Here is a 26376-nt window from a genome sequence, read left to right on the forward strand (position 1 = left end):
GACTGTGGGATAAGCCAAAGATTCGACGTCAAACGGGCCTCTGGCTGCGCCATCACATCACCTTTCGTCCAGTCTCAAGCAGACCGGCGGAGGTTCAAGCTTTGATTCCCAGGCTTCGGAAGAGATTGAGGACATGGCTTGGCTTGCGGTCAAGCATGAATGTATCCACGTAGACCACTCCAACCAGGTTGGGGTGTTCCGCGTTAATTTGTGCTGTTGCCTTTGCTAGCCTGTCCGACATCAGGGCAGCTTCTCCTGATTCCAGGGGATGCCGCAGAATCACCGCGATCCGGCCCTCGGCTGGTTTGTCCCACAATGCGCAAGCGGCAAAGTTGTTCTCTAGTATGGAGACGTTGTAGACGGCCGCCCAGTTCGTGATTGCCTGCCGCTGCTTGTCCAGCTCAATGGTCAAGTTCCGACCGTCGAGTACACCTTTCAGGTCTTTAGCCAGGCGCCAGTCAAGAAGTGCGTGGTACGCCATGTTCGAATAATCGCGCAGGCAGCGGTAGCAGGAAGACGAGCACTCCAGGGAGTGCTCACCTGCCAGTTCTTCCAGGTAGGTGTCAATTTCAGCGAGGTATTCGTGAAGGATCTCGGGTCTTCCCAGGTGGCTGCTGAAGCCCGCACCGTTCTCCAAGGTGTCGGCAAGGAAAGCGAACGTGGTTGGCTCGCCGTCCTTCAGTCCGGTATAGATTCCGGCGTTGAATTCTTGGGACTGAATGTCTAGTTTCTTCGCGGCCACCGTCCTCATCAGGAAGCTCAGCGAGTACCAAGCGGCCCGGCGGCCTTGAATAGAGTCATATGCGCCATGTTGTTGAGGCGTTCCGGTATTCAGATCCAGCCGTAGCCCCGCAGGCTTGATTACTGCTGACTGCGGTCCGTAGAACAGGAAGTCCGTCGGTTGAATAGTTCCCAGCGCAGCAGCGATGGAAGGTTCGGACTGGTCGGTGTGCACGGCGCTCGTCCCATCAGGAGCCATGGCTATGTAGCCGCCCCAGTAATCGTTCGGGAGGGCTTGCTTGAACTGGAAGGATTTGCCGGAGTTGTCATTGATCACATACCTCTTCCCGCGGCCCGAATATGCGACTGAACCGGGGAGGGATACGGGTAGCAGTTTTTGGAGGTCGGCCACGGCCCGGGTAGAGGTCGACTTGGGTGACCAGGAGAAGTTGCCGTCGAAGTCTCGGGGGGTGCCTGCGCGATATCCCTGGGGCTCCCGGAGATCGATGGTACTGAAGATTCCGGGGTCGGCTCCACACTGCGGGCAAGAGCCTGCTGCGTATTCTGAGCCTGTTGGTTTTTCTTCCACGTATGCACACTGCCTGCATACATCGATTAGTCGTTCGTCGCCCAATGCATTGTCTTCAGCCGTGACTGCGCGACCAGCGGGGTAGAAGGAGGCCAGTCCGATGACAGGATAAATCTTCCCGTCGCGTACCAGCTCACTGCCGGGAGCAAACTGGTTAACTGCCATCGCTGCATCGCGGTCAATCACATTGTCCGGCGGCCAGGGGAAAGCGGAGCTTGGTTTCTTGAGATAGAGGTCCCGAACCTTTGAGGGGAACCCGAACATCGGCAGGAGACCGCTTTCGGCCAACCGCTGACTAAGGTCGGAATGGCCGGGCATGTCACTGAAGGCAACCACGGAAATATCCTCAGCCAGGGAGACGATACTCGCACGTGCGATGTCCAAATCATTCTGGCTTAGGTTCGTGTACGTCGCTAAACCTGTCACAGCCTCCTCAACTGTTGACCAGTTGTCATTGAGCCATTGACTTAGCAGCGGCTTCACCCTGGCCCAGTCCGACACCAACCCGAACTGGCCATGTGTGTTGTTGCCTAATCCGGAGAATCCGTCATCCAGAGAAAGGGCGTCGGTGAAGGCGATGAATGCACGCCGAAGCGTTTCACTTCTCAAAGCACGTGTATAAATTTCGGGACGGTTAAGGGCCAGGTAAGGCTGGGGTGTTGGTTCATTGGTGATGAGTTCAGGCCGTCCAAAGTAATACTCATCGTGGCTGCGCCCCCTGCACACGGTGAGTGACACCGCCATGGGCGTTAGACGTCGGCCGGCACGCCCTACGCGCTGCTGGTAGTTGAAGCGGGTAGGTGGCATGTTGGCCAAGATGACGGAATCGAGGGCGCCAATGTCGACGCCCGCTTCCATCGTTGTGGTGACAGAGAGTAGCTCAATCCCATCGGACTTCTTGTTCTCTGTCTGGTTGAGGAAAACATTCTGGAACCGGGCCTGTCGGGATTGGGCGGCGAGCCGATCGGTTTGGCCGGTCAGTTCAGCCGCTGTGAGACGGAATTGGCCCTGTCCATAAGTGGCCTTATGCCCGTAGTAATCAAGATCTGTCCCATGAGCAGTTGCCTCTGGGAGGTCCTTACCGCAGTACGTGCACAGCCCGCACCCGTATATCAGGTGCCGCCGTCGGCAGTTCTGACATGTCCATTCGCTGCTGGCGGGCTGGTAGATAGTTGCCATGTCGGCGTGGATGAGGAAGTTGGATTCTGCGTCGCCCCATACCTTCCGGACCGACGTCTGAACGTCATCAATGTCCATGTCGAACTTCGCCGCGACCGCCTGCCAGAAGGTCTTCAGCTTCCTCGGTGGCGTGTCGGATACGTTTCGCATACCCGCGAATCGGCGCATGCCTGCAAGAATGCGCAGGCTGGACTGTGCGATGGCAGCCGGAGAGGATGGGACATTTTGAGCGGTGCTGAAAGATTCTACGAGTCCAACCCAACCTAAACCCAGAGACTCATAGTCGCGTCCTACCCCAGAAAACAACCCGTCAATGATCTCCTTCTGCAAGTTTTTGTCTATGGCATCCTCGAGCTTCTTCTGGGCAGTGGATAGGTCTGTTTTTCGTGCTGGTGAAGGATCCCAGCGGTAGATAAGCGACCAGGATGAGGGGGCCTTCTCGTCAGTTTGCTGGAGGGAAGCCGATGGACCGCCGGGATTCATACCCATCTCCACCAGCCGCTGACTAACACGGTCAGTGAGTACGGGAAGTGAAGGAGATTGAGCAAGCTGGCGGATGGCTTGCGTTTCCGGCACGTCACTCTCAAGGTCCCACACGTCCTGCAGGAGGGTGAATGCGTTCAGATCCTTGGCGCGCAGGCGTTTGATCGCTTCCTTGGACTCTGCGGTCTTCTTTCCGTCGACGATATGTTCCTTGGCTAAAGGAATATCGGCTGCAACCTGATCTGATGCCGCAAGTTCTGTACGGAGGAGCAACCGCAACAGATCCTGGTAGTGCCGGAGGCTGATTCCGGACGATAATTTGGCGGCGTCCTGTCGGCTGTCCGTGAAGACGATGGTTTTCCGGTTCGCGGGCTCGAGGTCTTGGAGCAGTTCTGTGATGAGCACCTGATTTATTTTTTCGAAACCGGTGCGCATGGCCCGAATGGGTGATCTTTGACGTTTTTTGTCTGACGCCGGCACGATCCCATCAGCAGTGTGGGTTATCTCCCAGTCATCGGCGCAATTAGGGCACCGCGTAGGGAACGGCGACAACTCCTCGGGGTTCCGTTTGAACACACCCGAGTTCTGGCCGCGCTTGCCTGCTGGCGTGGCTACCTGGAACGTCCAGCCTGTGTGGTCATTGCTACCGGTCGGACGGAGCTCGCCCGTCTCGGGCCTGAGGATCGAGCGTCGGAATGCGTACTCTACTTTTTTGCCGTCGGCAGTCCATTCTCGATCCTCCAGATCCGGGTTCTGCTTCTGGGGCCAGTAAAGAAGGTAGTTATTGGCTGTCCGTTCGAGACCCACCTGATCGGGTAGGTGTTCTATGTCGGACAGGTCCGCCAACAGGGTGAGTGACTTTCCCGGAGGCTGGGTCGAACCGGCGGGTACGTACCCTCCCAAGAAGACGTCTCCACAATTTTGGCAGTACAGGAATTCCAGTACTCTGGAGCCGCATAGGCACCGGCTGACCGGTTCGGAGTACAGGCGCCCTACAGGACGCTTCTGACTGCCTCCTTCTTGAACTTCAGGGCACGCCGGGTCGGTGCAGGCCCACATGCCCGGTACGTTGCGGAAAAAAAGATGGCTTCGTAGTAAAGGCCATTTGACCCCGCCTGTTTTTTCCGGAGGTGCTGCGGCGGCTTTCAAGAGCTTCTGTACTGCCTGACGGCGTGATCCTTCAGGCAGCGCTGGGAATAGATGATGTTCCATCTGCTGTAGAGACTTCGCCTGCGGTTTTGATTGGGGTTCCCCGTTTTCGGCCAGGAAGAAGACGTTACTCAGGGCACTGGATCCCGTGAGCTCGTCTGTGTGGCCCGGGACTCCCTCCGGGCTTGCGAATCCCGTTTCCGACAGGTCAAGAGACGGATCCTCTGCGCGAATGAGTTGTCCGGAAAGGAAGTCGAATGATTCGCGTGGAACACCAAAGAATTCCTCGACGAAGGCTTCGTCCCGGTTGGATTCCAAGGAGGCTGAGGCGGCGATGACTTGGAACTGGTCGGAGTCTTCAGCCAGTCCGAGCCTCATCTTCAGGTTGCGGATGAGCAGCGCGACTTCGGTGCCGGCGGTACCCCTGTAAGAGTGCAGTTCATCGACGACGAATGTGAATCGATGCTCAGAACTGGCTTGAAGCCACTCACGGGTTGAGTCGAAGTACCGGCTGTCACGCTCGCGCAGGAGCAGGACATTGAGCATCGAATAATTTGTGATGAGAATATCGGGGGCAGCGTGGGCCATGTCCCACCGGGAGACCATTTCAGCTCCGCCCAGATGAGGCATGAAGTACTTAGCTTCGTCATCGAGCTGCTGCATCTGCGTGCTGCGATGATCAATATCTTGAAGGTAGGAGCGTAGATTCCCCACAGCAACGTTGTTGTCCAGTGCTCCTGTGACGGGCGTAGCTCCGGTATACCGGCCGAAGTAAAAGCGGTGCCCGCGCCTGTTCTTATCCAACCATGTCCGGGCCGCGTCACTGTCCAGTGCCTTCCGCAGCCGGATGAGCTGATCATCAACCAGCGCGTTCATCGGATACAAAATGATGGAGCGGACAGCTTTGGTGCGTCCAATCTCTGTCTCCCGCTGTGGCACGAACGGACTGTTTGCCCCTCTCCACCATGTCGAGAAAGATGATCCATGACCGGTCCAAGAGGTTGATTCGGCCAGAAGGTTAGACATTAGAGGCAGAAGAAAAGCCTCGGTCTTACCTGCACCGGTGCCTGCGGTCACCACCACATTGCGTTTCTCCTTCACTACGGATATCAGCGCTGACTCCTGGTGGGTGTACAGGTCCCGACCGGCAGGGATGAGACCGGTCCGCGCGAACTCAACCAGGTCCTTCGATGCATGGGCCTTTTGGACTGAGTCCTCGAAGGACCGAGTGGACGCCACGTATTCGGGGCGCAGTTCGATGAAGGGTTCCCGATAGACGCCGTTGTCCTTGTCGAGGATTCTGCGTCGTTCCGCTTCGAGGTTTTTGTCAGCGAGTCCGAACGGTGTGTCGTAATAGCGAAAATACGACTCCCGCAAGTGGTTAAACGTCTCGACTATGTCCAATGGCACGATGTCGGCTTTCTGTAGAGAGAGCGGGAGCGCTGCAAATTCTCTAGCGCACTTGCAGGTGTTGATGAATCGATCGAGCGACGGCCAGAGCAACAGAGTTGGGCACATTCTCGTAGGTCCACGCTCGGCCCGGAGTCTTGACGGGGCTGACCCCGCTGCACAGGGCCAGCGCCTGCCGGTGTTGCACGGGAAGCGGCAGGGTGGCATTAACACGGAGTGTCCCGATGGGATCTTCGACATCTTCGAGGATCTTCAACTGGAGACACTTGCTGTCCACCTCGGACATGGTCAGGCACATACCTTCCGCGTAGCCGACTGAGGACCAGAAGCCAGATCTGAACAACCAGTATTGCCACCGTCCGTTCACCGTTTGCCTGAACAGTCCATCCCGGCGGAAAGCCTCAACGCGAGTGAACTCCCGGTGGAAGACGTTGAACATCTCAACTGCTGACCCATAAGTGTTGGGTCCCGCTGATCGAGGTCCGGGACCGAGCAGAGGAAGATTCGCGGCCACCGACAATGCAGCACAAGGGATGAACGATGCTCCTGCGTGGGCGGCAACCTCGATGAGTTCTGCTTCACTGTCGTATTCAAGGAGAAGGATCCCTGGGTCGCCGAGCGACGCTGTCCCGGTTTTCGTGGGTCCCACCTTGTGCAGCACAACCTCCGCTTCGAGCCGGTCCTCTAGTTCCCCTGTTCGTTCGCCTATGACCAATGCAAACGCCGAGGACCCTGGAAGTTGCGTCAACACTGTTGGCCGAATTCGCCATTTGCTCTCCGACCACAGCAAGTCCAGATGCCCCAACACTTCCAAACGCCGCAAATACGCTCGAGCCGCCTTCGTTCTGGCCCGCGGATGACCGTCCATCAACGCGGCGACTGATGACGTCACGTCAGAAAGGCGGCCATGACCACGAAAACTCAACCACTCCAGGACGCGATCACCGTCCATAGATGCTGTCCTCCATTGACTGTGACAAATACGATCTCCACAAGTGGTCCGGGTTACCGATGGTTTCCCTAGCGGCCCGGCGCCAAAAAGCCTGGGCCGGGCCGTCTATGAATCCGAAGTTCGGTGGATCAGCCGCAATCAGATGGGGCTGCGATAACTTTCCTGCCCGTTCAGTCAAAACCCACGTTGTACCCTTCGGGACAGAGATTTTCCACTGGTAGGACTCAGAGAATCCGAGCCCTGTAATGAAGGGGGGAATAGGAGGTTCGCCACACCTTCGCACTAGTCCCGAGGGCGCTACGAACCAAACAGCGGCATCCCGTCCTCGTCTACAAAGCACATACTCGGGAGCTCTCACTTCTGACACGGGAGCCGGAGGAACGACATCGTCGTGACCTTTGGTGTGGGCCGCCTTCCACTGAGCGGCAGAACCGGTGGAGTGGACGAAAAAATCCAAGGTGAAACCAGCGACAGAAACAGTGTGCTTCCCCTCCGTAAACGGCCCGGCGAGCCGAAGAGGAAAGAGCGAACCGTTGGCCTTCACTCGTGTGCCAGGCAGTCTGTTGTCAAGGACAACGTGAACGTACTCGTCAGAAGATTCCTCTGGAAGCCGCACATCCGGCTCTCCCCCGAGGAGGTAGTGGCGGCCCCCGACATCCGTCCGCAATTCAAGACCGTTCGCAAGTTTGGGCCGCGAGCTGGGAGTTGCCTTCAGGAGCTGGCCAAGACTGTTGAACGACCCTGCCGCTGACAAGTCAATCGGCTCCACCAAGGACACATCTACATATACGGTCCATCCTGGGAAGACCTTGCCGCGAAGCTGCCAGTACCCGGACGCGGCACTTTTGGTGAGAAGCTCGTCCATTTCGGCTACATCGGTGTCCTGCACAACGAACAGATGGGGCTCATCCGGAGTGGCCTCCGGCACCGACTGCCAGTGACCCGATGAAGGATCGATGCGCAAGATCCACATTTGATGCACATTCTTGGTCAGGACAGCTCTGCCTCCTGTTGCCCGAAAACGGTGATTAATCAGAGAAGCGACTTGGGGGAGGCTGCCCGTTACAACGTCGTAGACAGATCCGTAGTCGGGTTTTCGGATCGAGAATAGTGAACCGTTGTCCTGCCTAAGCTCGTCCGTTTCCAACCGCGAATCAACAGGGATCACCCAGCTGATCGACCAGTCCTCGGGGTCAATACACATGCTCAGGTCCAGCCGCACACGGCCCTTGGCCGCAGTCGGCTCGGAACTTTGCTCGGCTGCCAATTTAGCAATCACCGCCAAGAGCAACGGATTTCCCGAGCCCTTTTGAACAAGGTCCACGAATGCCGTCGAGAATCCCCGCGGTTTGTCCAGCCACAGGCGGAGTAAGGCCAACAACTGATCCGGTGATGACCCGGAGCTCCGATCAACACGGAGCCGGTCAAGAAAACCGGACAACCGATCCCGGTCGGACGCTTTCAGCACGGTTTGAGAAAGAGGATAGCCGATTCTGTTGAAGGTCTCATGAGTGCGGATAGTGCTCGGGCCTAAGAGATCGTGGTTTCTTTCTATCCAGTCATCGAGCGTTTGCCACATCTCAGCAACTACATCGAAGTGCTTATGAATCCCGGTGGCGGTGAGTCTGTTTTTACCCGACGTCATCAGGCTGACCAGCCGAGGGTAATAAGCGGCAGAGGAGAATTTCCCGTCGTTGCGCATTTTGGATCCTGCGATGACGGTGACGGCCAACAGAGGCAAGCATGGTGGGGGTTGTTCCTGCGGACCTTTCCTCCAGGAGGCGAGCCGCCGGTCAATAGGCTCGAATATTGTTGACTTGTCGGTTTGCCGGAGCTCCGCGAGAACAGCCGAGCGCAGCGACCCCACGGGATCAGGTAGGAGAGGGCAAATCCGCGCCATTTCCTCATCATCGAGAAACATGATGACAGGTTCATCGGGTTGGTTCATCGGGAAAAATTCATCGGACAGCTTCGACTGCCACCTGTCGTAGTCCATATGATTCCCCAAAAGTTCCTTGTCCCCCACGTCATGATTGTATTCACGTACCCGAGAAACAATGCGGAACGGCGCGAGCTTCTGGCTTGGATAGCCGCGGAACCTTTGCGGGCGGGGGAGAACCTCACTGAGTGGCAGGTCAATGAATGCCTGCTGAGCCACCGCAACCCCCGGGCCCCGAAACCATTGCACGCGGGAGACTCATTGTGCTGCCGGCCATGTCAGGGGAACTGTAGAAGCCGGGGAGGACCACGGAGTTGCGCACGTTTAGTCCACCCAGCCTTGCACGATCCGGTGGTGTGACGCGGCGTGGCCGTCGCACCCTTCCATGGAGACCTCGTCGATCTCCGCCCCTGCTTCCTGCCCTTTCGGCGCAGAACGTCTGGTGGGACAGGATGTCCCGGCGCTGGGTGGGTTGCCAAACGCCTCCTGTTGGCAGCCCCGCAGCCGGATCTGACGGTGCCGGGCTTCGGACTGATGGAGGTTCCGCACCAGCAACCTCCGAGGACGACCGATCTCGGCGGCGCCCACACGCGTCTCCGTACTAAATTAGGGCGGCATTCGGGGAAGAATCCGTTTGCTTCAACTGACAGTTGCTCGTCCCGGCTGAATTGGGGCGATCACCCCGCCGGCGTGGACATCGTCGGAAGTGCTGGCTTGATCAACGCGGCGACGCCCTGATGGCGCGGAGATCGGCAATACTGACCTTGACGCTTTTTCGAGATCTAACAGACCAAATACCCGGAGGCTATCTTGGAAGCCCTAAACCGCCCACTCAAGACGTGGTTCGAAGCCATACAAGGTCGACGACTACGGTTGCCTCGCTTTCAGCGGTTCGAAGCCTGGAGCCACAACGAGGTGGCTAGCCTAATCGAGACCGTATTGCGTGGGCTGCCAGCGGGTGCCGTCCTGACACTTGAGGTCGGAGCGAAAGAGCTCTTCGCTAGCAGAGAGCTCGAGTCCGCTCCGGTTCTACAGGCCGGCGACAGAGTTACCGAACACCTTCTGGATGGACAACAGCGGCTGACCGCGCTGTGGCGAGCGCTCCACGATAACTATCCCAATCGGACTTATTACGTGCGCTTCGACGAGGACGAAGACGGGGCAGAAGTTCCGCGCGTCCTGGGTCAATACCGATGGGATCGACGGGGAGCAACCTATCCGCTGTGGTGTGACGATGCAGCTGAAGTCCTAAATCGCGGCTATCTTCCTCTTCGTTTGTTGAACCCTCTTGGAACTGCCGAACGCGATGCCTGGGCTCTCCAAGCGACCGGGGGAGACTACGAACGGGCGTGGACCGAAAATAATCGCATTCATCAGCTTGCTGCCAAAATCGCCGCTTACAACGTCCCGTATCTCAGTTTGAGCGAGACGACCCCCAAGGATGTCGCACTGGACGTATTCATCAAGATGAATACGTCGTCAGTTCGTCTCACTTCTTTCGACATCGTCGTGGCGCAACTGGAAGAAGCTACTGGCCAATCGCTCCACGACCTTGTAGAGGAACTATCTACGGCGGTCCCAACTGCACATCGATACGTGGATGTCGGAACGCTTGCATTGGATGTTGCCGCCCTACGGTCTAACCGTCCAGCGAATCAGCGAAGCTACCAGCGCATGGACTTGGCGCAAGTGGCTAAGGAGTGGGAGGAAGTCGTGGCGGGGATAAAGTGGGCTATTGAGATTCTGGAGGAGGAGAGAATCTTCGATGCCCAGCGCTTGCCCTCGGTGACGTCCTTGCCGGTCATTGCGGCTCTCCACCAATATGTTCCGAAGGCGTTGGACGCCGCTGGTAATGCTCGTCGTCTTGTGAAGGCCTACATGTGGCGCTCGTTCCTGACGAGGCGGTATGACCAGTCGGCGCCCACCAGGGCGTTGCAAGACTACCGGGGGCTTCGCTCGATCCTTGCGTCTGAGTCAATGCTAATCACGCCCCCGATTTTCGATGATGATGCCACGCCGTTACCGCTGGCGGCCGATCTAGCGGCGGCGTCGTGGCCTCGGGGTCGTGAGGTCCTAGCGCGAGGAATCCTGGCCATTTCGCTGCGGCACGGAGCTAGAGACATCGCTGATGACGAACCAGCTACAGCGTTGAATTTGGAGAAACGTGAATATCACCATCTATTTCCGGACTCGCTCCTCGTCAACGTCGCGAAACTGGACCCCGGCAGGTCAATGCGTGCACTCAACTGCGCGCTGATTACGTGGAGTACGAATCGAAACATTTCAAACAAGTCCCCGCTGCAGTATCTGGAGGACCGAACTAGCCGGGCAGATCTTGGTGCCGATGCTATTCGCGAACGACTAGCCTCGCACGTCGTGCCGTTTGACGAGCTAGTCGGGGCGGGACCTTACGCCGAGGGCGATGGAGCACAGCTGATTAACGACTACGACGAATTTCTCGTGGCGAGAGCAGAACTTCTGCTGCCGATTGTGCGACAGCTGTGCGGTCCGACGGTCGTCTCCGAGACACTCTGAGCCGTAAGACTAGTGACTTAGGCAGGAAGCCCTTCGATGACTGGGCCTTTTGACGGGCTTTTGGACGGTGCCGGTCGACGTCGACACTACTGACGGTCCACGGTTCTGGAGCTCGACGGCGACTTCGCGCCGCAACTGTTAGAGGTGCTGCGGACGTTCGTGACGGTGCCGGCTGCCTGGCTGGTGTCGGCGGTCGCCTGGGCGGGCTCAGGACTGCAGGGACTGCATCACGGACAGATGCCCTGCACGGGCCGCGATCAGGCACTTGGCCAGGTAGAAGGGCAGGTTCGCGGGCCTGACATGCTGCGTCAGCACAAGGACCGGATCCGGGGCTCGCAGGTCGACCAACTTGGCTCGGCTGCCCCCCCCACCTGGCTCAGGCTGATCTGGCATTCGCCGGGCCCGAGGATCTGGCCGAAGCAGTGGTTCAGTTTGGCAAGCAGGGTGCTGCCGCCGTCGTCGACTTCCAACGGCGCGGCGGCAGCGGAACTGCTGCCCAGGCTCACCGGCAGGGCCGAGATGTTTTCCTGCAGGTGGGCGACGCCTTCACCGTCGCGGAGCAGGACCGACTCCCAGAACCGGCAGTCGGCGCCGGGCTCCACTCCCACAAAGGGGGCGACGAACTCCGAGGCAGGATGCCGCTGCCGTTGGACGCGTTTGATCTCGATGTGCTGCCCGGGGCCGCCGAGAACTTCCTCGAAGGGGCGGATTCGCTCGATGCCGATGCGGGGAGGGGACCGGCGGCGAACCGGCCGACGCCTCGGCGGGCCCGGATGAGACCGGCCTCGTCGAGCAGTACCAGGGCCTCGCGGACCGCGGTGCGGCTGACCCTCGTGTCTGCGCTGAGCTCCGTCGCGGTGTGGAGCGTGGAGCCGGGCGTCAGCAGGTTGTTGCGGATGGCCTCTGCGATCCGGGAGTACACGGCAACCCGGAGGGGCGAGCCGGGCTGGGCCTCCACCGGCTGGGACAGGAACCTGGCGGCGTCCCCGTGCACGTTTGCCTCGTTACGTGGTGTTCGGGAATTCCAGCGTACGACAACAAGTGCGACGCGGTTGTTGGACAAGGCCCACACACGGGAAGGGCCTCGCACCGAAGCGGCTCGCGCTGGCTGTTTCCTTAGGCGCCGAAGGTCCGGTTCCCCCAAAAGTGCGGGACACTGGAAGTCCCGACCACGAAAGCGGGCCACCTTGATTAGTCTCCAGCACGATGCCGACGGCTTCACCCGGCCGACTCCATGGGACTGAGCGGTGCCGGCGGCCCCGGCCATCTCCATCCGCTGCTGTATCCGTGGGACCCGCCTGTGGCCTCGGGGGTCATGGACGGCAATGAATTCCGGTTCCTGGAGCCTTCAGCCGGCGTGGATGAAGCCCTCGCGCAGGCCGGCGCGGCACCGCTGGCCGCCCGTTCCCTGGTGGTCTCCATCGGCTCGAATTCAAGCGCCGACGTGATGCGGCGGAAATTCGCCAACTACCGCCAGCCTGTCAGCGCGGTCGTGCCGCTGGTCCGGGGCCAACTCCACAACATCGGCGTTGGCCACTCCGCCCACGTGAGCAAGGCCGGCTACATCGCCGCCGCCCCGTATCCGCTGCTGGGGGAGAGCACAGCGGTCTGGCTTTCGTGGCTGGACGATGTCCAACTGATGGCCCTCGACGAATCGGAGCCCAACTACCGGCGGATCCAGATCGACGGCGACGCCTGCCCGCTCGCGGCGGACCACGGGGAACGTCCGGAGGAGTTTTCACTGTTCACCTCGCGCTGGGGCGTGCTGACCGATGGCGACGGCGGGAAGCTTCCCTTCCTCGACCAGCCTGCCCTCTTCGGGCTCCTCGCCGGCAGCGGCACTGGGGACCTCCTGGAAGAGGGGAAGTCCGTGTTCGACGGGGCACCGGAGCTTGTAGCCGAGCAACTCGCCATCCCCTCGGTCCAGGCGTGGGCCAGGGAATGGTTCAGCGCGGCGGACCTCGCCGCGCCCGTGGACTTCGAGGGGTAGCCACCGTCTGGAACGTCGCTATCACCGGGCGGCGGTGTTCCCGGCAATGTGCTGAGCAATGTATTCGGCATCTCGGCCCACGCCCGCCACGATGGCCGAGCCGTGCCCGGTCAGCCACGGCAAACCGACGGCGTACAGGCCCGGGTGTTCGGTGACGCCGCGGTGGTGCCGGGGGTAGTTCCATTCGTCCAGCACCGGGATGTTCAGGATGCTGAAGTCCAGCCGGTAGCCCGTGGCCCAGAGGACCGACGTGACGTTGGCGGCCTCGAGGTTCAGCCGCGCCGGCTCCGACGGAAGCCAGTCGTCCTTGCGGTACTGGTGGTTGGTGGAACAAAAATGAGGGTGCACCTGAGTGTGGGCAGGACCCACCCGGGCTACTCTGGGCCATGGTCCCCGCCGAGGCTCGCATAGTGATTCCCACGTTTCCGGGCGGAAGGATCGTGCTGCTCAGTACGCAAGTCTGGCCCATGGTTCCCAGGCCGACGCGACCGGGTGGGGGCAAGGACAAACCGTCACCAGTCTGCCTTCGTAGACGTCCTCTCGTCCATCGAGTGACGACAGTCATCTAGTGCTACTCGGAATCCGGAAGTATCGGCATCCGCAATGTACCGGCATTCACGTGCAGCAAAGGGAGCGTTATTGTTTGAAGCATCTAGCACTAGGTAATTGCTTGGATCGGCGCTTTTTGGGACTACCCAGTCACTGAAGAATTCAAGTCGCGCCCAGTTATGATACTGTGCTGCCCATTCGTACTTTGAGCGAACTCTTTCGTTGTTTCTGAACGCGTTGAGACCCTTCGTCACCGCTTGGGCGTGCATCTCCAAACCTTCTCCAACGGCGTCTTCTCGAACGGGTGAATCACTCTCTATAAATGCGAGGTAGTTTATAAAGAAACAATTATCCTCATCGATTATGATGTAATCGTTATGAGGGGTTCTTGAAATCTGCCCATAAAATCTAGTGAGCATCGGGACGGCCTCCATCGCTTTCGCTGTAACTAACACTCGAGGATAAATTGCGCATTTTTCTTCAGCCTTCACTGCAGATAGCAAGGCGGGCCCAGTCACATAACCTTCTCCCATGTATAGCAAGCCTCTATCGATTCCCCCTCTCAGGAATCTGCCCCGAGAAACAAGATTTAGTTGGAACATACCCACGCTTAGGATTGTTGGCAGCAGCCCGTCATCATCCAATGTTGAATCAATCGGACTTCCGGTTATAACATTATCGCTAAAAGAAAGGAACCGTTGGTAGCGTAGCTCGCGACTATCATCGTGCAGGAATGCGCGGAGAGCGCTTTGATTTTCAAGGCTGGCTATAAGCTTTTCGTTGTCGAATTCTCTCAGTGAGGCACTGGTTCCGAGCTCGTCGAGATAGGCCACAAAGGATTCTCGCAAGGTAGGGCTGCCATCCGCATCGCTGTACAGGGCATCGCTCTCCCGTTTCAGCGCCTCTCGTAATTTAGAATTTTCCCTGGAAAAGTTGCTTGGCTCGGATGATTCGTTATTTGTCATGCGCGCCCCTCAAAGGTGGTTGGTCGGTGACCCGGCGCCTTCCTGGCGGAATCGGGTTGGAGCTTCCAGGAAATAACAAAAAGTCTCCCAATTGTACACATGCAGCAGCGGTTTAGGTGCCTTCCCTGAGCTCTCTAATACCAATCAAAGGCGACGAAAATCATTCCTGGGTCGGCCGGTATCGCCATCGTTCGCTCGGCCGGAGGTCCGTCGCAGGATGTAGAGGGCCCGGGTTCCGCCGCTGTCGTTACGGAGCGAAGCTCGGACCCTATGGTTTCAAGGAGATCGCCCTGGCTGCCGTCCCAGATGGCGATCTGTTCGCGGACCTGGCGGTCCAGTTCCGGAAGTTCTGTTCGACCTCGCGGAAGTCCGAAAGCAGGTCCTTGGCCAGGGAGGTCAGCTGCTGGAAGTGGTCCAGGGCCTCCGGGGCGGTTATCACCCTGATGTTGCCGTCAGCGATTCGCTGCATTTCCGCGTTGATGCCGTCGCGCTTACCCCCCGGCCGAGGTCCCGCAGGTAGATGTCGTGGCCGCCGCCGGACACCAGCGGGTTGCAGGCGAACCTCGTCGCGGGGGAAGGCAACTGCCCCACGGTGAGGCCGTTCAGTCCGTAGTCGAGACCGAATTGTGCAAGCTGATTCATCCAATAGAGGAGGTCCTGGCCGCGGTACCCGCGCGGCGCTTCCGGGCACGTGGACACCGCCAGGTGGATTTCGCGGCCGACGTCGAGCAGTTCCTCGGCGATCTGGCCGCCGGACTGGCCGGTGCCGACGATGAGCACGGCACTCTCGGCAGTGCGAGCGAGAAGTTCGGCGTGTTCAGGCAAAATGCGTCCCACCGATCCTGCCACCCCGCCAAGCGTTTGGCCCCGTTCCAGCAGCTGGTGTTCGACCCGACCAGTTACCTCGCAGCGGTCTGATATGAAGCCCCGGCCTGGTATCCGGCGGGCCCTAGCTGTCGTTTCTTGACTCGCCAGCGCCAATCATCGGGCAACTGCCGTTGCCCTAATGCAATGGGGACCAGCAATGCTCCAATCAATGGAAGCGGGAGCGAAGGTAACCCTCCTGCTCGGGTGTGAGAGCGCCCCAGCGGTCGCCCTCAAACGGCAGCTTGCCGTACTTATCTCGCAGTGCCTGCCGGATCGTCTTGGGGCTCTTGCCGACCTCGCGTGCTAGCTCGACCGGGGTGAGTCCGCGTGCTCCTGCGGCGGGGGCGGGGGCAGACTGGCGGGGCGGGGGCCACGACCGCGGACGCCTCCCCGACTTGCGAGCCTGACGCCTCCAGGGTCATCGCCTCGCGCGCCCGGCGCAGCCGAGGAAGCGGCCGGGGGTTGTGCATAATGTTCAGCGGCGGCATCCAGCGGTGGATGACTGCGACCTCAACCTCTCCGAGCGCCTGCGCGAGCAACGGCGGTCGCTCCCACACTGCGAGTGATAGGCGCTCGTACATCCAGGCCGTGAGCCGGGCATCTCCAACCGGCGTGAGCCCGTAGTTCGAAAAGTGGCTTGGCTTATCGGGGTTGCGGGGAACCGCGTGCAGGTCGAGCGTTTCGCGCAGCAGTGCGGCGAACGACCGCCTTACCGTCGAACTGCCCGTACGCGGCTTCTTGGTCGGGCTGGCCGCGAAGTGCGTGTCGATTTCCCGGCTCACAAGGTCGTCCTCGCTCTTGCCGACGTAGAGCGCGGAGTCCGGCTCTGGGTCGAGTCCCAGGGTGGCCCACGCCTCGGCGTCGCCATAAATGGCGTACAGGCCGGGAACGGGTCGCACGCGGCCCTTCGCCCGTGCGACGGGCCAACGCTCGCCCGAGAGAGCGGAGATGGCCTCTTCGACTTGCGGCGGGAGCTCGGATGGGGTCATGAGGGGGATCCTAGCAGGTGCTCCGCGCCCTCTTTAGTCGAGGTAGCCCGGCGCATGCGGGGGTGTTGGAGGAACCGAGAAGAACTGGTCGACTTGCTGAAACGCTAGAGCCATCGCTGCGCTGGGTGTTGATGCATGATGCAGTCGCATGATGCGCGAAAGGGTCACAGAACTCGCTCGAGGGCCGGTTTGCGTGTTGGACATACTGCGTCAGCACGAGCAACGGATCCGGGGCCGGCAGGTCCAGTAGCTTGGCTCGGCGCGGCCCCACCGGGCTGAGGCTGATCTGGCACTCGCCGCCCCCAGGACCCGGCCGAACCGGGAATTGAGCGCAGAGAGCAGGGTGGCGCCGCCGTAGTCGTCCATTCCCAACGGCGCCTGGGCAACGGAACTGCTGCCTAGGCTGACGGGTCCGGCGGAGATGTTCTCCTGCAGTTGCGCGATGGCTTCGCCGTCACGGATCAGTTCGGATTCCCAGAGCCAGCAGTCTGCGCCGGGTTCGACGCCGATGCCCGGGGGCAGCGAACGCGGAGGCCGGCTGCCGCGCCACCTGGACGCCCTGTAATTAGACCTGCTGCCCGGGGCCGCCCAGGACTTCCTCGAAGGGGCGGATCCGCTCGATCCCTATGCGGGGGAGGGCTTGGACCGTTGAGCTGTCACTTGCCACGTCTAATGGTTTGGTCCGCTGACTGGTTCAATCACTGGGTTTCGGTATGTTCAACTTCCGCAGCGCCCAGTCCCAGCGGATCAGCTCCTGTTCGAGGCGAACGGCCGCACCGTAGGCATTGTTGCCAAGCGCCTCGTAGAGCGCACGTTCTGCGGGCGTGAGCCTCGTCAGCTCAGCCCTCGACGGTGACGGCTCCTGTCCCCACCCATCGCGGTGGGCCAGCAGCGTCTCCTCATCCATCAGGACGCTCACCACGTCAGGGTGGACTGCCCTGAGCTCATCCAGGATCCGGAAACCGTGCGTATCCAGGTCCCCCCAGTACAGGACTTCGCAGTCACGCAGCCAGGCGGCGTCGCGCAGGGACGAGAATCCGTAGCCGCCGCCATAGATCGCCAGGGAGCCCGTACGTTCCGGCAGGGCAAGGAAGTTCACCAGGTTCTCGGTGACGATCACCTGCGTCACCGGCAGCCGCAGCGAGCTGAACGCCCCCGCTGTGACGGTGACGTCCCGGGCGCCCCCAAGCAGAGGCACAGCGGGGTCCAGCATCCGGAACCGGACCAGCTCGGGTGGATGCACGAATCCGTGCCGTGCCGCGAAGCGGGCGGCAGGCGTCCGCGCGGCAAACTGCCCCAGCAAGGAATCCGGTTCTGCCGGGACTTCCGGCAGGTCTTCGCCACCGGACGGTACTTCGGGGAGCGCCACCGGGCGCAGGGCCTCCGCCAGTTCATCGATCACCCTCCGGTGGTTTTCAATGAACTTGGTGTGCACCCCGGGCAGGCTGATCTGCCGGACGTATAACCCTGGAGCAGGATTGTCCCGCAGCCAAAGCGCCACCAGGGCGGCCGTCAGCGCATCGGCCCCGAGGTCCAGCAGCTTGAGCGGCTTCCGCAGCACCCACTGACGAAAAGACGGGTCCAGGGCAGCCATGCGCCCGGCAAGCTCCAGGAACCGGGAAGCGTCCCTGGCTTTCCCGGCAAACCCAACCTCATCGCCGGCCGACTCGAACACCGCAGCGGCGGGCAGCACATTGGTTCCGATGGTGCTCCGGCCCACCTCCGCGGTCTCCAGGCTGAACGGACCAGCGGCGGCAAACAGTTCACTGGCCCACGCGCGGGCCGCAGCGTAGTCACTGAGGAGGGCCGCCGCCGTCGGACGCTTCAACGAACGACGCCGGGGGTACAGTCCGGTGGGTTCCAGCAGCTCGCGGAGGAGCGAACCGGTGCTCCACGCCTTGAGCGAAAGGACCCTCAGGTCAGCGAGCGTTGTCCAGGACTCAGCCGGCATGCCGCTCCTTCTCCTCGTGGTACTCCTGGATGGTCATGTTGCGCAGCTGCGAATCGTCGCCGTTGGTGTTCGCCACGAACCCCACGTGCGAGACGAACGGCTCGATCACGTGGATTTTCTGCAAGGGAGTGACGATCAGCAGCTGCAGTTTCATCCGCTGGAATAGCTCCAGCCCGTACCGGGCGGACACGTCCGAGCCCCGGCCGAACGCCTCGTCAATCACCACGAACCGGAAACTCCTGCCGCTGCCGGCATTCCTGCCCGCTCCCTTGCCGGACCCCAGCCCGAACTGGAACGCCAGGGCCGCCGCCAGGATGGTGTAGGCCAGCTTCTCCTTCTGCCCGCCGGACTTGCCCCCCGAATCCGTGAAGTGCTCGTGCTCCTCGCCGGTCTCCGTCCACTTCTCCGACGCCGAGAACGTGAACCAGTTCCGCACATCGGTCACCTTCGCCGTCCACTTCCGGTCGAGGTCCGTCAGTCCTTCGCGGCCCCGGAACCGGTCGATCAGCCGCTCCACCTGCAGGTACTTCTGCTCGGAGTACTGGTCCGTCTCACCGATGGTCCCCTCCGAACACGCCCGCAGGTCGCTGCCGAACTCCCGCACGTCCTGATCCGACGTGGCCTGGTGCTCCAGCTGGATGTGCCGGGCAGTGTTGTAGGGAATACCCGACAGGGACTGGTTGATCTCCCCGATCCGGTCAATGATGTTCTGCCGCCGGCTGTCCAGGAACGCATTGAAGGCCACCACCTCGCGGATGGTGTTCTGGTTCAGCAGATCCTTGAACTGAGTCTCGAACCGGGGCAGGTCGTTGCCCACCAGCTGCTCCAGCATCCGGTTGTAGTCCGCCGCGGCCTCCAGCGAGGCGTCGACGTCGGTGGTTTCGTTCGGGTACTTGTTGCGGAAGTCCGCCATCTGCCGGACCGTGCTCTCCGCTGCCCGGGCGATCCGCTTGGACAGCGCGTCGATGGTGTCCGTCAGCCCGTTCCGCACGGCGCTTTCCACGGTGGCCGTGTTCCGGTAAGTGAGCGGCTTGTCCCCGAGCGCCGCTTCGGCGAGGCGTCCGACGGCGGCCAGCACCCCGGCGTCGTTCGTCACCGGCGTCTCAGCCAGGACGGCCCGGCACTCCTCGATTGCCTCGGCGATGTCCCGGGCGTCCTTTTCGTTGGCGCCCAGCCGCTCCCGCAGCTTGCCCGCCTTGTCCTCCAGCCGCTCCAGCTCGTCCGTGACCTGCTTTTGCTTGGCCATGAGCTGCTGCAGGACGTCGCTGGTGGTTTCCAGGGCCCGCTTCTCCATCTTCAGGTCCTCGATGCTGCGGGCCGTGGCCTGCCAGCTGATTTCGCCGAATTCCACGACGGAGCGGACGGTGCCGAGCTGCTGGTTGTGCCGGCCCAGCGCCCCCAGCTGTTGGTTGACGCGGTCCAGCTGCCCGGCCACTACCTTCAGCTTGCCCTGCACCTCGTCCTGTTCGGTGCGGAACCCGGCGATCTTGTCGTGGTTGTCCCAGCCCAGCACGTAGTTGCGCCGGTCCGCCAGGTCCTTGCGGTCGTCCTTCTCATGCCGGCCCCGGCCGCCTTTGAGCTGGCCGTTGGCCGTCAGCGCCTTGGGGTAGCGGCGGAAGTCGGTCAGGTTTTCGCAGCAGAAGTAGTCGTACCGGCTGCTGAGCTCGTCCTGCAGGAAGTCCCGGAACGGTGTCCCGTGCTTGATGGCGATCTTCGCCGCCAGCGTCCCCGGCTCGGCGGCCCTGGGCGTGTAGGAGTCGCCGATTCTCAGGTACACCAGCCGGCCGCGAAGGTTGTTCGTGTCCACCCAGCTGCTGACCGCGGCGTAGTGCTCCGCGGGGACCAGCAGCGAGAGTGCCAACCCGTGGAGGGTCCGCTCAGCGGCGCCCTCCCACCCGGCCTCGCCGTCACGGACCTTGAGCAGCTCGCCGGCGTACGGCAGCTCGCTGTCCGTAATCCCGGTGCCTTCGCACAGCCGGCGGCGGATATCCAGCTGGGGGAGCGGGATCAGGTTGCGCCGGGCCTGCAGGCTGGTGAGCTCGGCTTTGATCTCCTCGGACCTGGCTTTGAGCCCTGCCTGCTGGATGGACAGCGTGGTGCGCTCCTCATGCAGCGCGTCCGACCGGGCCGCCAGGTCCTGTTCCACCCCGGCGAGCCTGGCCCGGTTCGCGTCGAAGAGGACACGGTCCTCCGGCGCCTGCAGGCCAAGGTCCGCTGCGGCGGCCGAGTAGGCCTCGAACCGCTGCCGCTGCTCGGCGGACTTGCTGGCCAGGGCTGCCAGGTCGGCGTCGATCGCTGCGAGCCGCCCGCCGCCGTTGGTCCGGATGTCCTCCTCCACACCGGCCAGGTCCCGGCGCAGCTGCTTGATCTCACGGGTAAGCCGGTCCGAGTCCTCCTGCAGCCGCACGCCCGTGCGCTCCAGCTCGCCTTGGTGCTCCAGGCTCAGCTGCAGCTTCCGGTCCGTGAACCAGGGGTGCAGCTGGTCGCGCTGCTTGCGGGCCAGTTCGTCGTCGGCGGTCAGCCCGGCATGCAGCGCGGCGCCCTCCTTGATGGGTGTCAGCAGGGCGATCTGGTCCTTGGCGCGGAGGACGGCGTCGTGGGCTTTCTTCAGGTCGTCGAAATGGTGAATCAGGTTGGTGATCCGGGTGGCGACGTCGTCCTCCTCCAGCATGTTGGTGCGCACGAACGAGGTGATGTTCTCCACCTGCTTCATGGACACCGTGCGGTGGAACAGCTCCATGGCCTGGTTGCCGCTGATCCCGAACTGGCGCTTGAACGCGGCCGAGTAAGGCTCGAAGGAATCATGGACCGATGCCCCGGCGGCGCGGAGCTTCTTCTTCAGCTTCAGCGGGTCCTGGCCGAAGTTGCTGAAGTCGGCAGCGATGGTCTGGTCCGTTTCCGCGAGCGAGTAGAAGCGGCTGGGCTGCCCCGCCTCCTGCGCGGCCCACAGCGTGATGCCGAGGCTGACCCACTTGCCCAGCACAGCGTTGTGGAAGACGCCCAGCACCACGGTCAGTTGGCCCGAACCGCGCAGGGCCACCGGCTTGGAGTACTCCCCGCCGGCGCTCCGGGCGCTCTTGTGGAAGCCCCGGACGTACGACATCAGGGAGCGTTCCTTCTTCTGCGCCCCCGCGGCCTTGTTGTACTCGATCCTGTGCGCCGGAAGAAGCAGTGTGGTGATCGCATCCACCACAGTGGACTTGCCCGAGCCGATGTCGCCGGTGAGCAGGCTGTTGGCACCATCCAGCCGGAACGTGCGCACCCCCTGATGGAACGTGCCCCAGTTGAGCAGCTCCAGGCGGTGCAGCCGGAAACCCGGGGGAGTGCCGCCGCGCTCCGCCGTGTCATCCAGGCTGAACAGGCTCTCCTGCAGGTCCGTTGTGAGTTCCGCCGTCACTGGTGCTCCCCGGTCCCGCGCCCGGCGGGCGCCGCTGCGGCGGGCGGCTCACCGGCGAGTGTCGCCCGGTAGTCAGCCAGCCGCGCGTCGAACTCCTCCAGCCACTGCGCATCCACGTACGCCTTCAGGATCCGTGCCACCTCGTACGTGTCCGCCTGCCCCTTCAGCTTGCGGAGGAACCCGAGCTCCACCACCTTCTTGATGTCAGCCCCCAGCCGGTCCAGGACTCGGGCCTCGTTGCTGGATTCAGGCAGGAACACCGAGACCATGTCCGCGATGTCCTGTTCGGTCATGATGAGCCGGAGCTCGCTGCTGTTGACGTCGAACTCCATCATGCGCCGGCGGAGCAGGGCCAGGAGCAGGCTGACGTGGAAGGTCAGAGTGCGGCGGGCGATGAGCCGGGGGAGCGTGCCGTCCGGATCATCCTTGGACCGCAGGAACGCGAAGCCCTCCGGTTCGTCCAGGACAAGGTCCAGGCCCAGTACGGAGACGTAGTCGCGCACGTGCGAGGTCAGGCCGAGAAGGGACTGCCACACCTTCTCATCGTTCTCCGCGTACAGCACGCCTTTGAAGAGCCGGGTGACGACGCCGGGAAGTTGCTCCGGCGTGCGGGTTTCAGTATCAGCAGTGGGTGGGGTGGCGGGGTTCATGCCGGCCTTCCGAAGATGATCTGTTCGATGGTGGCTTCGCGGATGGAGCCGTCCGGCAGCTGCCAGGACAGGTGCTGGGACTGCTCCGGGTTGATGGTGGCCCAGTCCGATTCGGTGGCCAGCTGGTAGTACGCCACCACCTCCGCCAGGCCCTGGGAGAGGGGGTACGCTTCCGTGACGTCGGCCAGGGTGGCCTGATCCGCCTCGGCCAGAACGGCGTCAACGTTGGCCCGAAGGCGTTCCTTGTCCACGTGGAATTGGCTGAACAGGGCGCCGGCGTCCACATCTGCGTCGTCGGCCGTGAGGACATCGTCGTCCACCATCACCCGCCGACTCGGCTCATACAGCGGCCGTTCGAAAGGCAGCGTAATGTCCACTGACGGGGCCGAAATGGTCATGAAGTCCCCCGACGGCGGCTGCTCCCGGGTGGCGAGGGCGCCGGACTCGATGCTCCGGATGAGCTGCATGGTGCGCTTGTTCTCAAGGAACACCTTGTCGTCGAGCAGCCGGCGCATCTGCTGGGACAGCTGGCGGACGGTGCCCTGGGTCTGTTCGACGGCGGGCAGCCAGTCCTGGTGCAGGTTCGCCACGGCGTGGAGGTTGTCCGCGTGGGCAAGGGCCTCGATCTGGGTGGCGCGCTGGAGGAGTTCCTGCAGTTTTCTTCGGGATTCCGGGGACATGAGGTAGTCCCAGAAACCCTGGAAAGTACGCCCTTGCAGGGAGCTGCTGATGTCCTGCTGGTTGGCGAAGATCGATTCCAGGAGCTCGCCCTGGGTGCCGTCCCAGGTGGCGATCTGCTCGCGGACCTGGCGGTCCAGTTTTCGGAAGTTCTGTTCGACCTCGCGGAAATCCGAGAGGAGGTCCTTGGCCAGGGCGGTCAACTGCTGGAAATGGTCCAGCGCTTCCGGGCCTGTCATGACGCGTATGTTGCCGTCCCGGATCCGCTGCATCTCGGCGTCGATCCCGTCGCGCTGCCGCTGGAGTTCGGCGAGTCGTACGTCGGGATCGGTCTCCGACTGCTGGACCAGCCGCTCCAGAACGGCAAAGATGCTGGTGAGCCGGGACTGGGTGGCCACGAAGTCGCGTCCGCTCAGGCCCTCCACCCAGCGGACAACGTCCTCCGCGGCCGGGGTGAGATCGTAGCGGGGCTCATCCTGGCCCTGGATGTAGTACTTCCGCAGCCAGGCCCTTTCGGGGGCGGCCCAGTCGTCTAGGTATTCCGAGGCCTGGCGCGGAAACTTGTCTTCGCCGTAGGCATCCCACAGGCCGAACAGCACATCGTCCAAGCTATCGATGAGTTGCTGGCGTCCAAGGTTGCGCTGGTTGGGGCCGGTGAAGGCGGCCATGAAAAAAGCGACGGCGAGCGGCGCGTTCTGTGCGCGCAGCAGGGACCAGCCTGCATGGTTTTCACGCAGGGCGTTGATTGCGTAGTAGTCCATCCGGTCCTCGTGGTGTTGCACGCCTCACGTCCTGTGTTCACTCTAGAGGTCGCTGCGGACATTTTCTGTGGAGGAAGAGTCCGCGCATGACCCGCAACGTGTGCCGGCAGATGGCGGAAGACGGCAGGATGCCGCTAGGGGAGCGGCTGCCGTTCGCCGACGGCGACCGCATCCTCAAGCGTTACGTACGTCCGCCGCCGTCGTTCCAGTCTTTCCTGCTGGCCTGGCGACGGGATGTGGGCGCCTTTCACGCGGTTGCACCTGCTGCACGCGGCGACGAAGTTCCGCAGGCTGGTGGATCCGCCCTTGGACCACGGGTAGAAATGGTCACCGTGTTCCGCAGGACGGGAACAACGGCGGCGGAAGCCCGCCTCCATCTCGCACTGGCCCTCTGCCCGCGACATGCCTTCGCGGCGCTGCTGGCGGCTGAAACGCCGGACCGGGTCGCGGCGCCGGACGTCCCGGCCGCGGATGATGGCGACGGTCATGGTCAGGACGACGGCGAGTAAACCAGGAAGCGCGACGGCCGCCAGCACGCCGTCGAACATCCCTGTAAAAATGGCTGTGACGGTCTTGGGTGGTCGTACCGCAGTTGCGTTCCCGGAACGCGCCACGAGCGACAGGATGGCTCCGGCGAAGATCCACACCGTCAAAGCGGCCATGGCCAACCGGAGTAATTGGCGCGTCCAGTAGATGCGTTTCAATTCAAGCATTTGGTCTCCCCCATAAAGACTCCGGCAAAATGACGGGCGGTGTCCCGCTCGCTGAGACAGATCGTACCTTCGCTGGCAGTACGGGGAGGCGGTGCCTCTCCAAGCGTGGTGTTCGTCAAGGGTGTTCTGGTTCAGTGCGGACCGCTACCTTTTTATATGGCCATGGGCAAAGCAACGGTGCTCTGACCCCCTATAGGAATTTCTACTCAGAAGGTGTGGGAACGGTCATGAATCGACGAACCAAAATCTTCTTTGGGGTGATCGTCCTGTTGCTGGTGGTTGGCGGGGTGACATTATTTGCCTTCGACAACACAAAAAGGAGCAGGGCCGCGGCGTACAACCCGCAGATCAACCCAGCAGATTTCACCACCGAAATCACCAATAAATACTTCGCCCTCCCTGTCGGCAAAAAACTGACGTACGAGACCGCCGAGCAAGGACGAGTCACCGAGAGAATCGAGATCGAAATCCTGCCGGAGACGATGACCATAGAGGGTGTTGAGACGGTGGTATATCTGGACAAGGAGTACAAGAACGGGCAGCTGGTAGAGGAAACCCGGGATTACCTGGCGCAACACAAAAACGGCGACGTCTGGTACTTCGGCGAGGACGTAAACAACTACCTGAATGGGATCTTGGTGAACCACTCGGGCAGCTTCCTCCATGGAAAAGACGGCGCAAAAGCCGGCATCTGGATGAAGGCCGAGCAGCGCCCTGGCGACTCTTACCGGCAGGAATTTTACGTTGGTCACGCGGAAGACATGCGGGACACCGTCGCTACCGGAGAGACCGTCTCCACCAAGTCAGGCACGTACACCGACTGCGTCAAGGTCTACGACTGGACGCCGCTTGAAAAGAACTCCCGGGAGTATAAGTACCACTGCCCCCAGATCGGTGCGCTGGCCCTAACAGAGGACCTGGAGACGGGCAGCCGGTCAGAACTCGTGAACGTTGTCCTGCCCTAGTCTTTCTACTTTTTGGGCCGGGGCTTAGAAGCCTTCGGCTCCTTGGGCGGCAGTCCGGCCACGTGCTCGAAGGCTTTCTCCACCCAGGCCCTGGCCCGCGCCTCGTCGCCGTCGCCCTCGGCGTTCCAGACTTCCGGCAGCCCGGTATAGCCGCCCATCGGACGTTCCGCGGGCCCGAACGGGACGGTCCGTTCGGTGCTTTCGAGCAGCTCCTTGTCCGCCTCGGCCAGCTTCACGCCGATGGTGGGGCCGAACAGGCCGGCGAACATGTTGCCGTGCACGAACGCCCCCAGGTTTCCGAACATTGGCTTGATGACCACGTCGGGATGGTCCGGGAGCACCGAGCGGAAGTGTTCCTTGTCGGCGTCGGACGCTTTCGGCATTTCCATGGGGGTTCCTCCGGTAACTGACGGTCGCGGCCTGGTCTTCCTGCAGGATATGCCCGCGGCCGGGCACGGGACAGGCGGGGCGCGCAGTCGGTTGGCGCGGTGCCGGACGGGTTGCCGCGGAGGGTGGCTCGACGGGGCCGTGGTAAATGGCGTCCGGAATCTCCTGTACAGTTGATTCTGTTGTTGTGTTTATGCAGTTCGTAGTTCAGGCAGTACGCAAGGTTGCAAGACCTTGTTCTTCTGAAGCAGCGGTTTTGAGCACCCCAAACAGGAGGACCCGAAAGTCGGGACAGTTCCTCCACCTTCACGAAGGACAAAAATAATGGCTACTGGTACCGTCAAATGGTTTAACGCTGAAAAGGGCTTCGGCTTCATTTCCCCCGATGACTCCTCACAGGACGTTTTCGCACACTACTCTGCGATCAACTCCTCCGGCTTCCGCTCCCTCGAAGAGAACCAGAAGGTCTCCTTCGAAACCGAGCAGGGCCCCAAGGGTCCCCAGGCCACCAACATCCAGGCTATCTAATTTCCTTTTAGATACCCGGGACCGTTAGGT

At 61.6% G+C, this 26376-nt stretch carries 20 protein-coding genes and 1 pseudogene; 4 read left to right on the forward strand and 17 right to left on the reverse strand.

The annotated features are described in order from the left end of the window. Window positions 1–94 precede the first annotated feature (94 nt). The 3 genes from AC1DNG_RS13085 to AC1DNG_RS13095 are packed head-to-tail and all read right to left on the reverse strand — an operon-like array spanning window position 95 to window position 8640. The gene (locus tag AC1DNG_RS13085; RefSeq protein WP_476887525.1) at window positions 95–5530 is read right to left on the reverse strand and encodes a DEAD/DEAH box helicase; all 5436 of its coding nucleotides are present in this window, start codon (window positions 5528–5530) and stop codon (window positions 95–97) included. A 43-nt stretch (window positions 5531–5573) separates the two neighbouring features. After that, complete coding sequence (locus tag AC1DNG_RS13090) at window positions 5574–6482, reverse strand: hypothetical protein (RefSeq protein WP_476887526.1); 909 nt, start codon at window positions 6480–6482, stop codon at window positions 5574–5576. Then, window positions 6472–8640, reverse strand: coding sequence for a hypothetical protein (locus AC1DNG_RS13095; protein ID WP_476887527.1), 2169 nt, complete (start codon window positions 8638–8640; stop codon window positions 6472–6474). The genes AC1DNG_RS13090 and AC1DNG_RS13095 overlap by 11 nt, the downstream gene beginning before the upstream one ends. Before the next feature lie 591 nt (window positions 8641–9231). Between AC1DNG_RS13095 and AC1DNG_RS13100 the strand changes: the two genes are divergently transcribed. Continuing rightward, window positions 9232–10956, forward strand: a complete 1725-nt coding sequence (locus AC1DNG_RS13100; RefSeq protein ID WP_476887528.1) for a GmrSD restriction endonuclease domain-containing protein — start codon at window positions 9232–9234, stop codon at window positions 10954–10956. Between the two features lie 207 nt (window positions 10957–11163). Here the strand turns inward: AC1DNG_RS13100 and AC1DNG_RS13105 are convergent, their stop codons facing one another. Genes AC1DNG_RS13105 through AC1DNG_RS13115 form a run of 3 tightly spaced genes read right to left on the reverse strand, consistent with a single transcriptional unit; the run spans window position 11164 to window position 12229 of the window. Next, window positions 11164–11304 (reverse strand): hypothetical protein, encoded by a 141-nt coding sequence (locus tag AC1DNG_RS13105; protein WP_476887529.1) that lies wholly within the window; start codon window positions 11302–11304, stop codon window positions 11164–11166. Further along, a complete protein-coding gene (locus tag AC1DNG_RS13110) occupies window positions 11265–11558 on the reverse strand; it encodes a hypothetical protein (protein ID WP_476887553.1) in 294 nt (97 codons plus the stop codon). The genes AC1DNG_RS13105 and AC1DNG_RS13110 overlap by 40 nt, the downstream gene beginning before the upstream one ends. Beyond that, the gene (locus AC1DNG_RS13115) at window positions 11459–12229 is read right to left on the reverse strand and encodes a winged helix-turn-helix domain-containing protein (protein WP_476887530.1); all 771 of its coding nucleotides are present in this window, start codon (window positions 12227–12229) and stop codon (window positions 11459–11461) included. The genes AC1DNG_RS13110 and AC1DNG_RS13115 overlap by 100 nt, the downstream gene beginning before the upstream one ends. Here AC1DNG_RS13115 and AC1DNG_RS13120 point away from each other — a divergent pair. Beyond that, window positions 12191–12946: a hypothetical protein gene (locus AC1DNG_RS13120; RefSeq protein ID WP_476887554.1), complete on the forward strand. Its 756-nt coding sequence runs from the start codon at window positions 12191–12193 to the stop codon at window positions 12944–12946. The genes AC1DNG_RS13115 and AC1DNG_RS13120 overlap by 39 nt on opposite strands. Window positions 12947–12967: 21 nt before the next feature. Here the strand turns inward: AC1DNG_RS13120 and AC1DNG_RS13125 are convergent. From AC1DNG_RS13125 to AC1DNG_RS13170, 10 genes and pseudogenes are all read right to left on the reverse strand, one after another. After that, window positions 12968–13252 (reverse strand): annotated as a pseudogene (locus AC1DNG_RS13125) (FAD-dependent oxidoreductase); the annotation flags it as partial. A gap of 206 nt (window positions 13253–13458) precedes the next feature. Next, window positions 13459–14460 carry a hypothetical protein gene (locus AC1DNG_RS13130; protein ID WP_476887531.1) on the reverse strand — a complete coding sequence of 334 codons (1002 nt, stop codon included), beginning with the start codon at window positions 14458–14460 and terminating at the stop codon, window positions 13459–13461. 268 nt (window positions 14461–14728) lie between these two features. Then, window positions 14729–14929: a DUF3375 family protein gene (locus tag AC1DNG_RS13135; protein ID WP_476887532.1), complete on the reverse strand. Its 201-nt coding sequence runs from the start codon at window positions 14927–14929 to the stop codon at window positions 14729–14731. After that, entirely contained in the window at window positions 14896–15297 is a 402-nt protein-coding gene (locus tag AC1DNG_RS13140) for a hypothetical protein (protein ID WP_476887533.1), read from the reverse strand. The genes AC1DNG_RS13135 and AC1DNG_RS13140 overlap by 34 nt, the downstream gene beginning before the upstream one ends. Window positions 15298–15578: 281 nt before the next feature. Next, on the reverse strand, window positions 15579–16316 hold the full coding sequence (locus AC1DNG_RS13145; protein ID WP_476887534.1) for a GIY-YIG nuclease family protein: 738 nt from the start codon (window positions 16314–16316) through the stop codon (window positions 15579–15581). A gap of 694 nt (window positions 16317–17010) precedes the next feature. Continuing rightward, window positions 17011–18267 carry a Wadjet anti-phage system protein JetD domain-containing protein gene (locus AC1DNG_RS13150; protein ID WP_476887535.1) on the reverse strand — a complete coding sequence of 419 codons (1257 nt, stop codon included), beginning with the start codon at window positions 18265–18267 and terminating at the stop codon, window positions 17011–17013. Then, complete coding sequence (locus AC1DNG_RS13155) at window positions 18257–21664, reverse strand: ATP-binding protein (RefSeq protein WP_476887536.1); 3408 nt, start codon at window positions 21662–21664, stop codon at window positions 18257–18259. The genes AC1DNG_RS13150 and AC1DNG_RS13155 overlap by 11 nt, the downstream gene beginning before the upstream one ends. Beyond that, window positions 21661–22314: a DUF4194 domain-containing protein gene (locus AC1DNG_RS13160; RefSeq protein ID WP_476887537.1), complete on the reverse strand. Its 654-nt coding sequence runs from the start codon at window positions 22312–22314 to the stop codon at window positions 21661–21663. The genes AC1DNG_RS13155 and AC1DNG_RS13160 overlap by 4 nt, the downstream gene beginning before the upstream one ends. Next, complete coding sequence (locus AC1DNG_RS13165) at window positions 22311–23774, reverse strand: DUF3375 domain-containing protein (RefSeq protein ID WP_476887538.1); 1464 nt, start codon at window positions 23772–23774, stop codon at window positions 22311–22313. The genes AC1DNG_RS13160 and AC1DNG_RS13165 overlap by 4 nt, the downstream gene beginning before the upstream one ends. Window positions 23775–23887: 113 nt before the next feature. Then, window positions 23888–24466: an HNH endonuclease gene (locus tag AC1DNG_RS13170; protein ID WP_476887539.1), complete on the reverse strand. Its 579-nt coding sequence runs from the start codon at window positions 24464–24466 to the stop codon at window positions 23888–23890. A 227-nt stretch (window positions 24467–24693) separates the two neighbouring features. Here AC1DNG_RS13170 and AC1DNG_RS13175 point away from each other — a divergent pair, with 227 nt between their 5' ends. Then, window positions 24694–25431: a hypothetical protein gene (locus AC1DNG_RS13175; protein ID WP_476887540.1), complete on the forward strand. Its 738-nt coding sequence runs from the start codon at window positions 24694–24696 to the stop codon at window positions 25429–25431. Between the two features lie 5 nt (window positions 25432–25436). Here AC1DNG_RS13175 and AC1DNG_RS13180 read toward each other — a convergent pair whose 3' ends face one another. Continuing rightward, window positions 25437–25820, reverse strand: coding sequence for a TfoX/Sxy family protein (locus AC1DNG_RS13180; RefSeq protein ID WP_476887541.1), 384 nt, complete (start codon window positions 25818–25820; stop codon window positions 25437–25439). Between the two features lie 322 nt (window positions 25821–26142). Here AC1DNG_RS13180 and AC1DNG_RS13185 point away from each other — a divergent pair, with 322 nt between their 5' ends. Next, window positions 26143–26346 (forward strand): cold-shock protein, encoded by a 204-nt coding sequence (locus tag AC1DNG_RS13185; RefSeq protein WP_011690916.1) that lies wholly within the window; start codon window positions 26143–26145, stop codon window positions 26344–26346. Window positions 26347–26376 lie beyond the last annotated feature (30 nt).

The sequence above is a fragment of the Arthrobacter sp. 01T425 genome (genome assembly GCF_056398725.1).

What these genes read in the sequence shown, in the direction of transcription:
- AC1DNG_RS13135 (WP_476887532.1), bottom strand. Translation starts at nt 14,929, where the DNA reads ATGCAGCGAATCGCTGACGGCAACATCAGGGTGATAACCGCCCCGGAG.
- AC1DNG_RS13175 (WP_476887540.1), top strand. Translation starts at nt 24,694, where the DNA reads ATGAATCGACGAACCAAAATCTTCTTTGGGGTGATCGTCCTGTTGCTG.
- AC1DNG_RS13170 (WP_476887539.1), bottom strand. Translation starts at nt 24,466, where the DNA reads ATGCTTGAATTGAAACGCATCTACTGGACGCGCCAATTACTCCGGTTG.
- AC1DNG_RS13145 (WP_476887534.1), bottom strand. Translation starts at nt 16,316, where the DNA reads ATGACCCCATCCGAGCTCCCGCCGCAAGTCGAAGAGGCCATCTCCGCT.
- AC1DNG_RS13090 (WP_476887526.1), bottom strand. Translation starts at nt 6,482, where the DNA reads ATGGACGGTGATCGCGTCCTGGAGTGGTTGAGTTTTCGTGGTCATGGC.
- AC1DNG_RS13180 (WP_476887541.1), bottom strand. Translation starts at nt 25,820, where the DNA reads ATGGAAATGCCGAAAGCGTCCGACGCCGACAAGGAACACTTCCGCTCG.
- AC1DNG_RS13130 (WP_476887531.1), bottom strand. Translation starts at nt 14,460, where the DNA reads ATGACAAATAACGAATCATCCGAGCCAAGCAACTTTTCCAGGGAAAAT.
- AC1DNG_RS13150 (WP_476887535.1), bottom strand. Translation starts at nt 18,267, where the DNA reads ATGCCGGCTGAGTCCTGGACAACGCTCGCTGACCTGAGGGTCCTTTCG.
- AC1DNG_RS13115 (WP_476887530.1), bottom strand. Translation starts at nt 12,229, where the DNA reads ATGGAGATGGCCGGGGCCGCCGGCACCGCTCAGTCCCATGGAGTCGGC.
- AC1DNG_RS13160 (WP_476887537.1), bottom strand. Translation starts at nt 22,314, where the DNA reads ATGAACCCCGCCACCCCACCCACTGCTGATACTGAAACCCGCACGCCG.
- AC1DNG_RS13120 (WP_476887554.1), top strand. Translation starts at nt 12,191, where the DNA reads ATGGGACTGAGCGGTGCCGGCGGCCCCGGCCATCTCCATCCGCTGCTG.
- AC1DNG_RS13185 (WP_011690916.1), top strand. Translation starts at nt 26,143, where the DNA reads ATGGCTACTGGTACCGTCAAATGGTTTAACGCTGAAAAGGGCTTCGGC.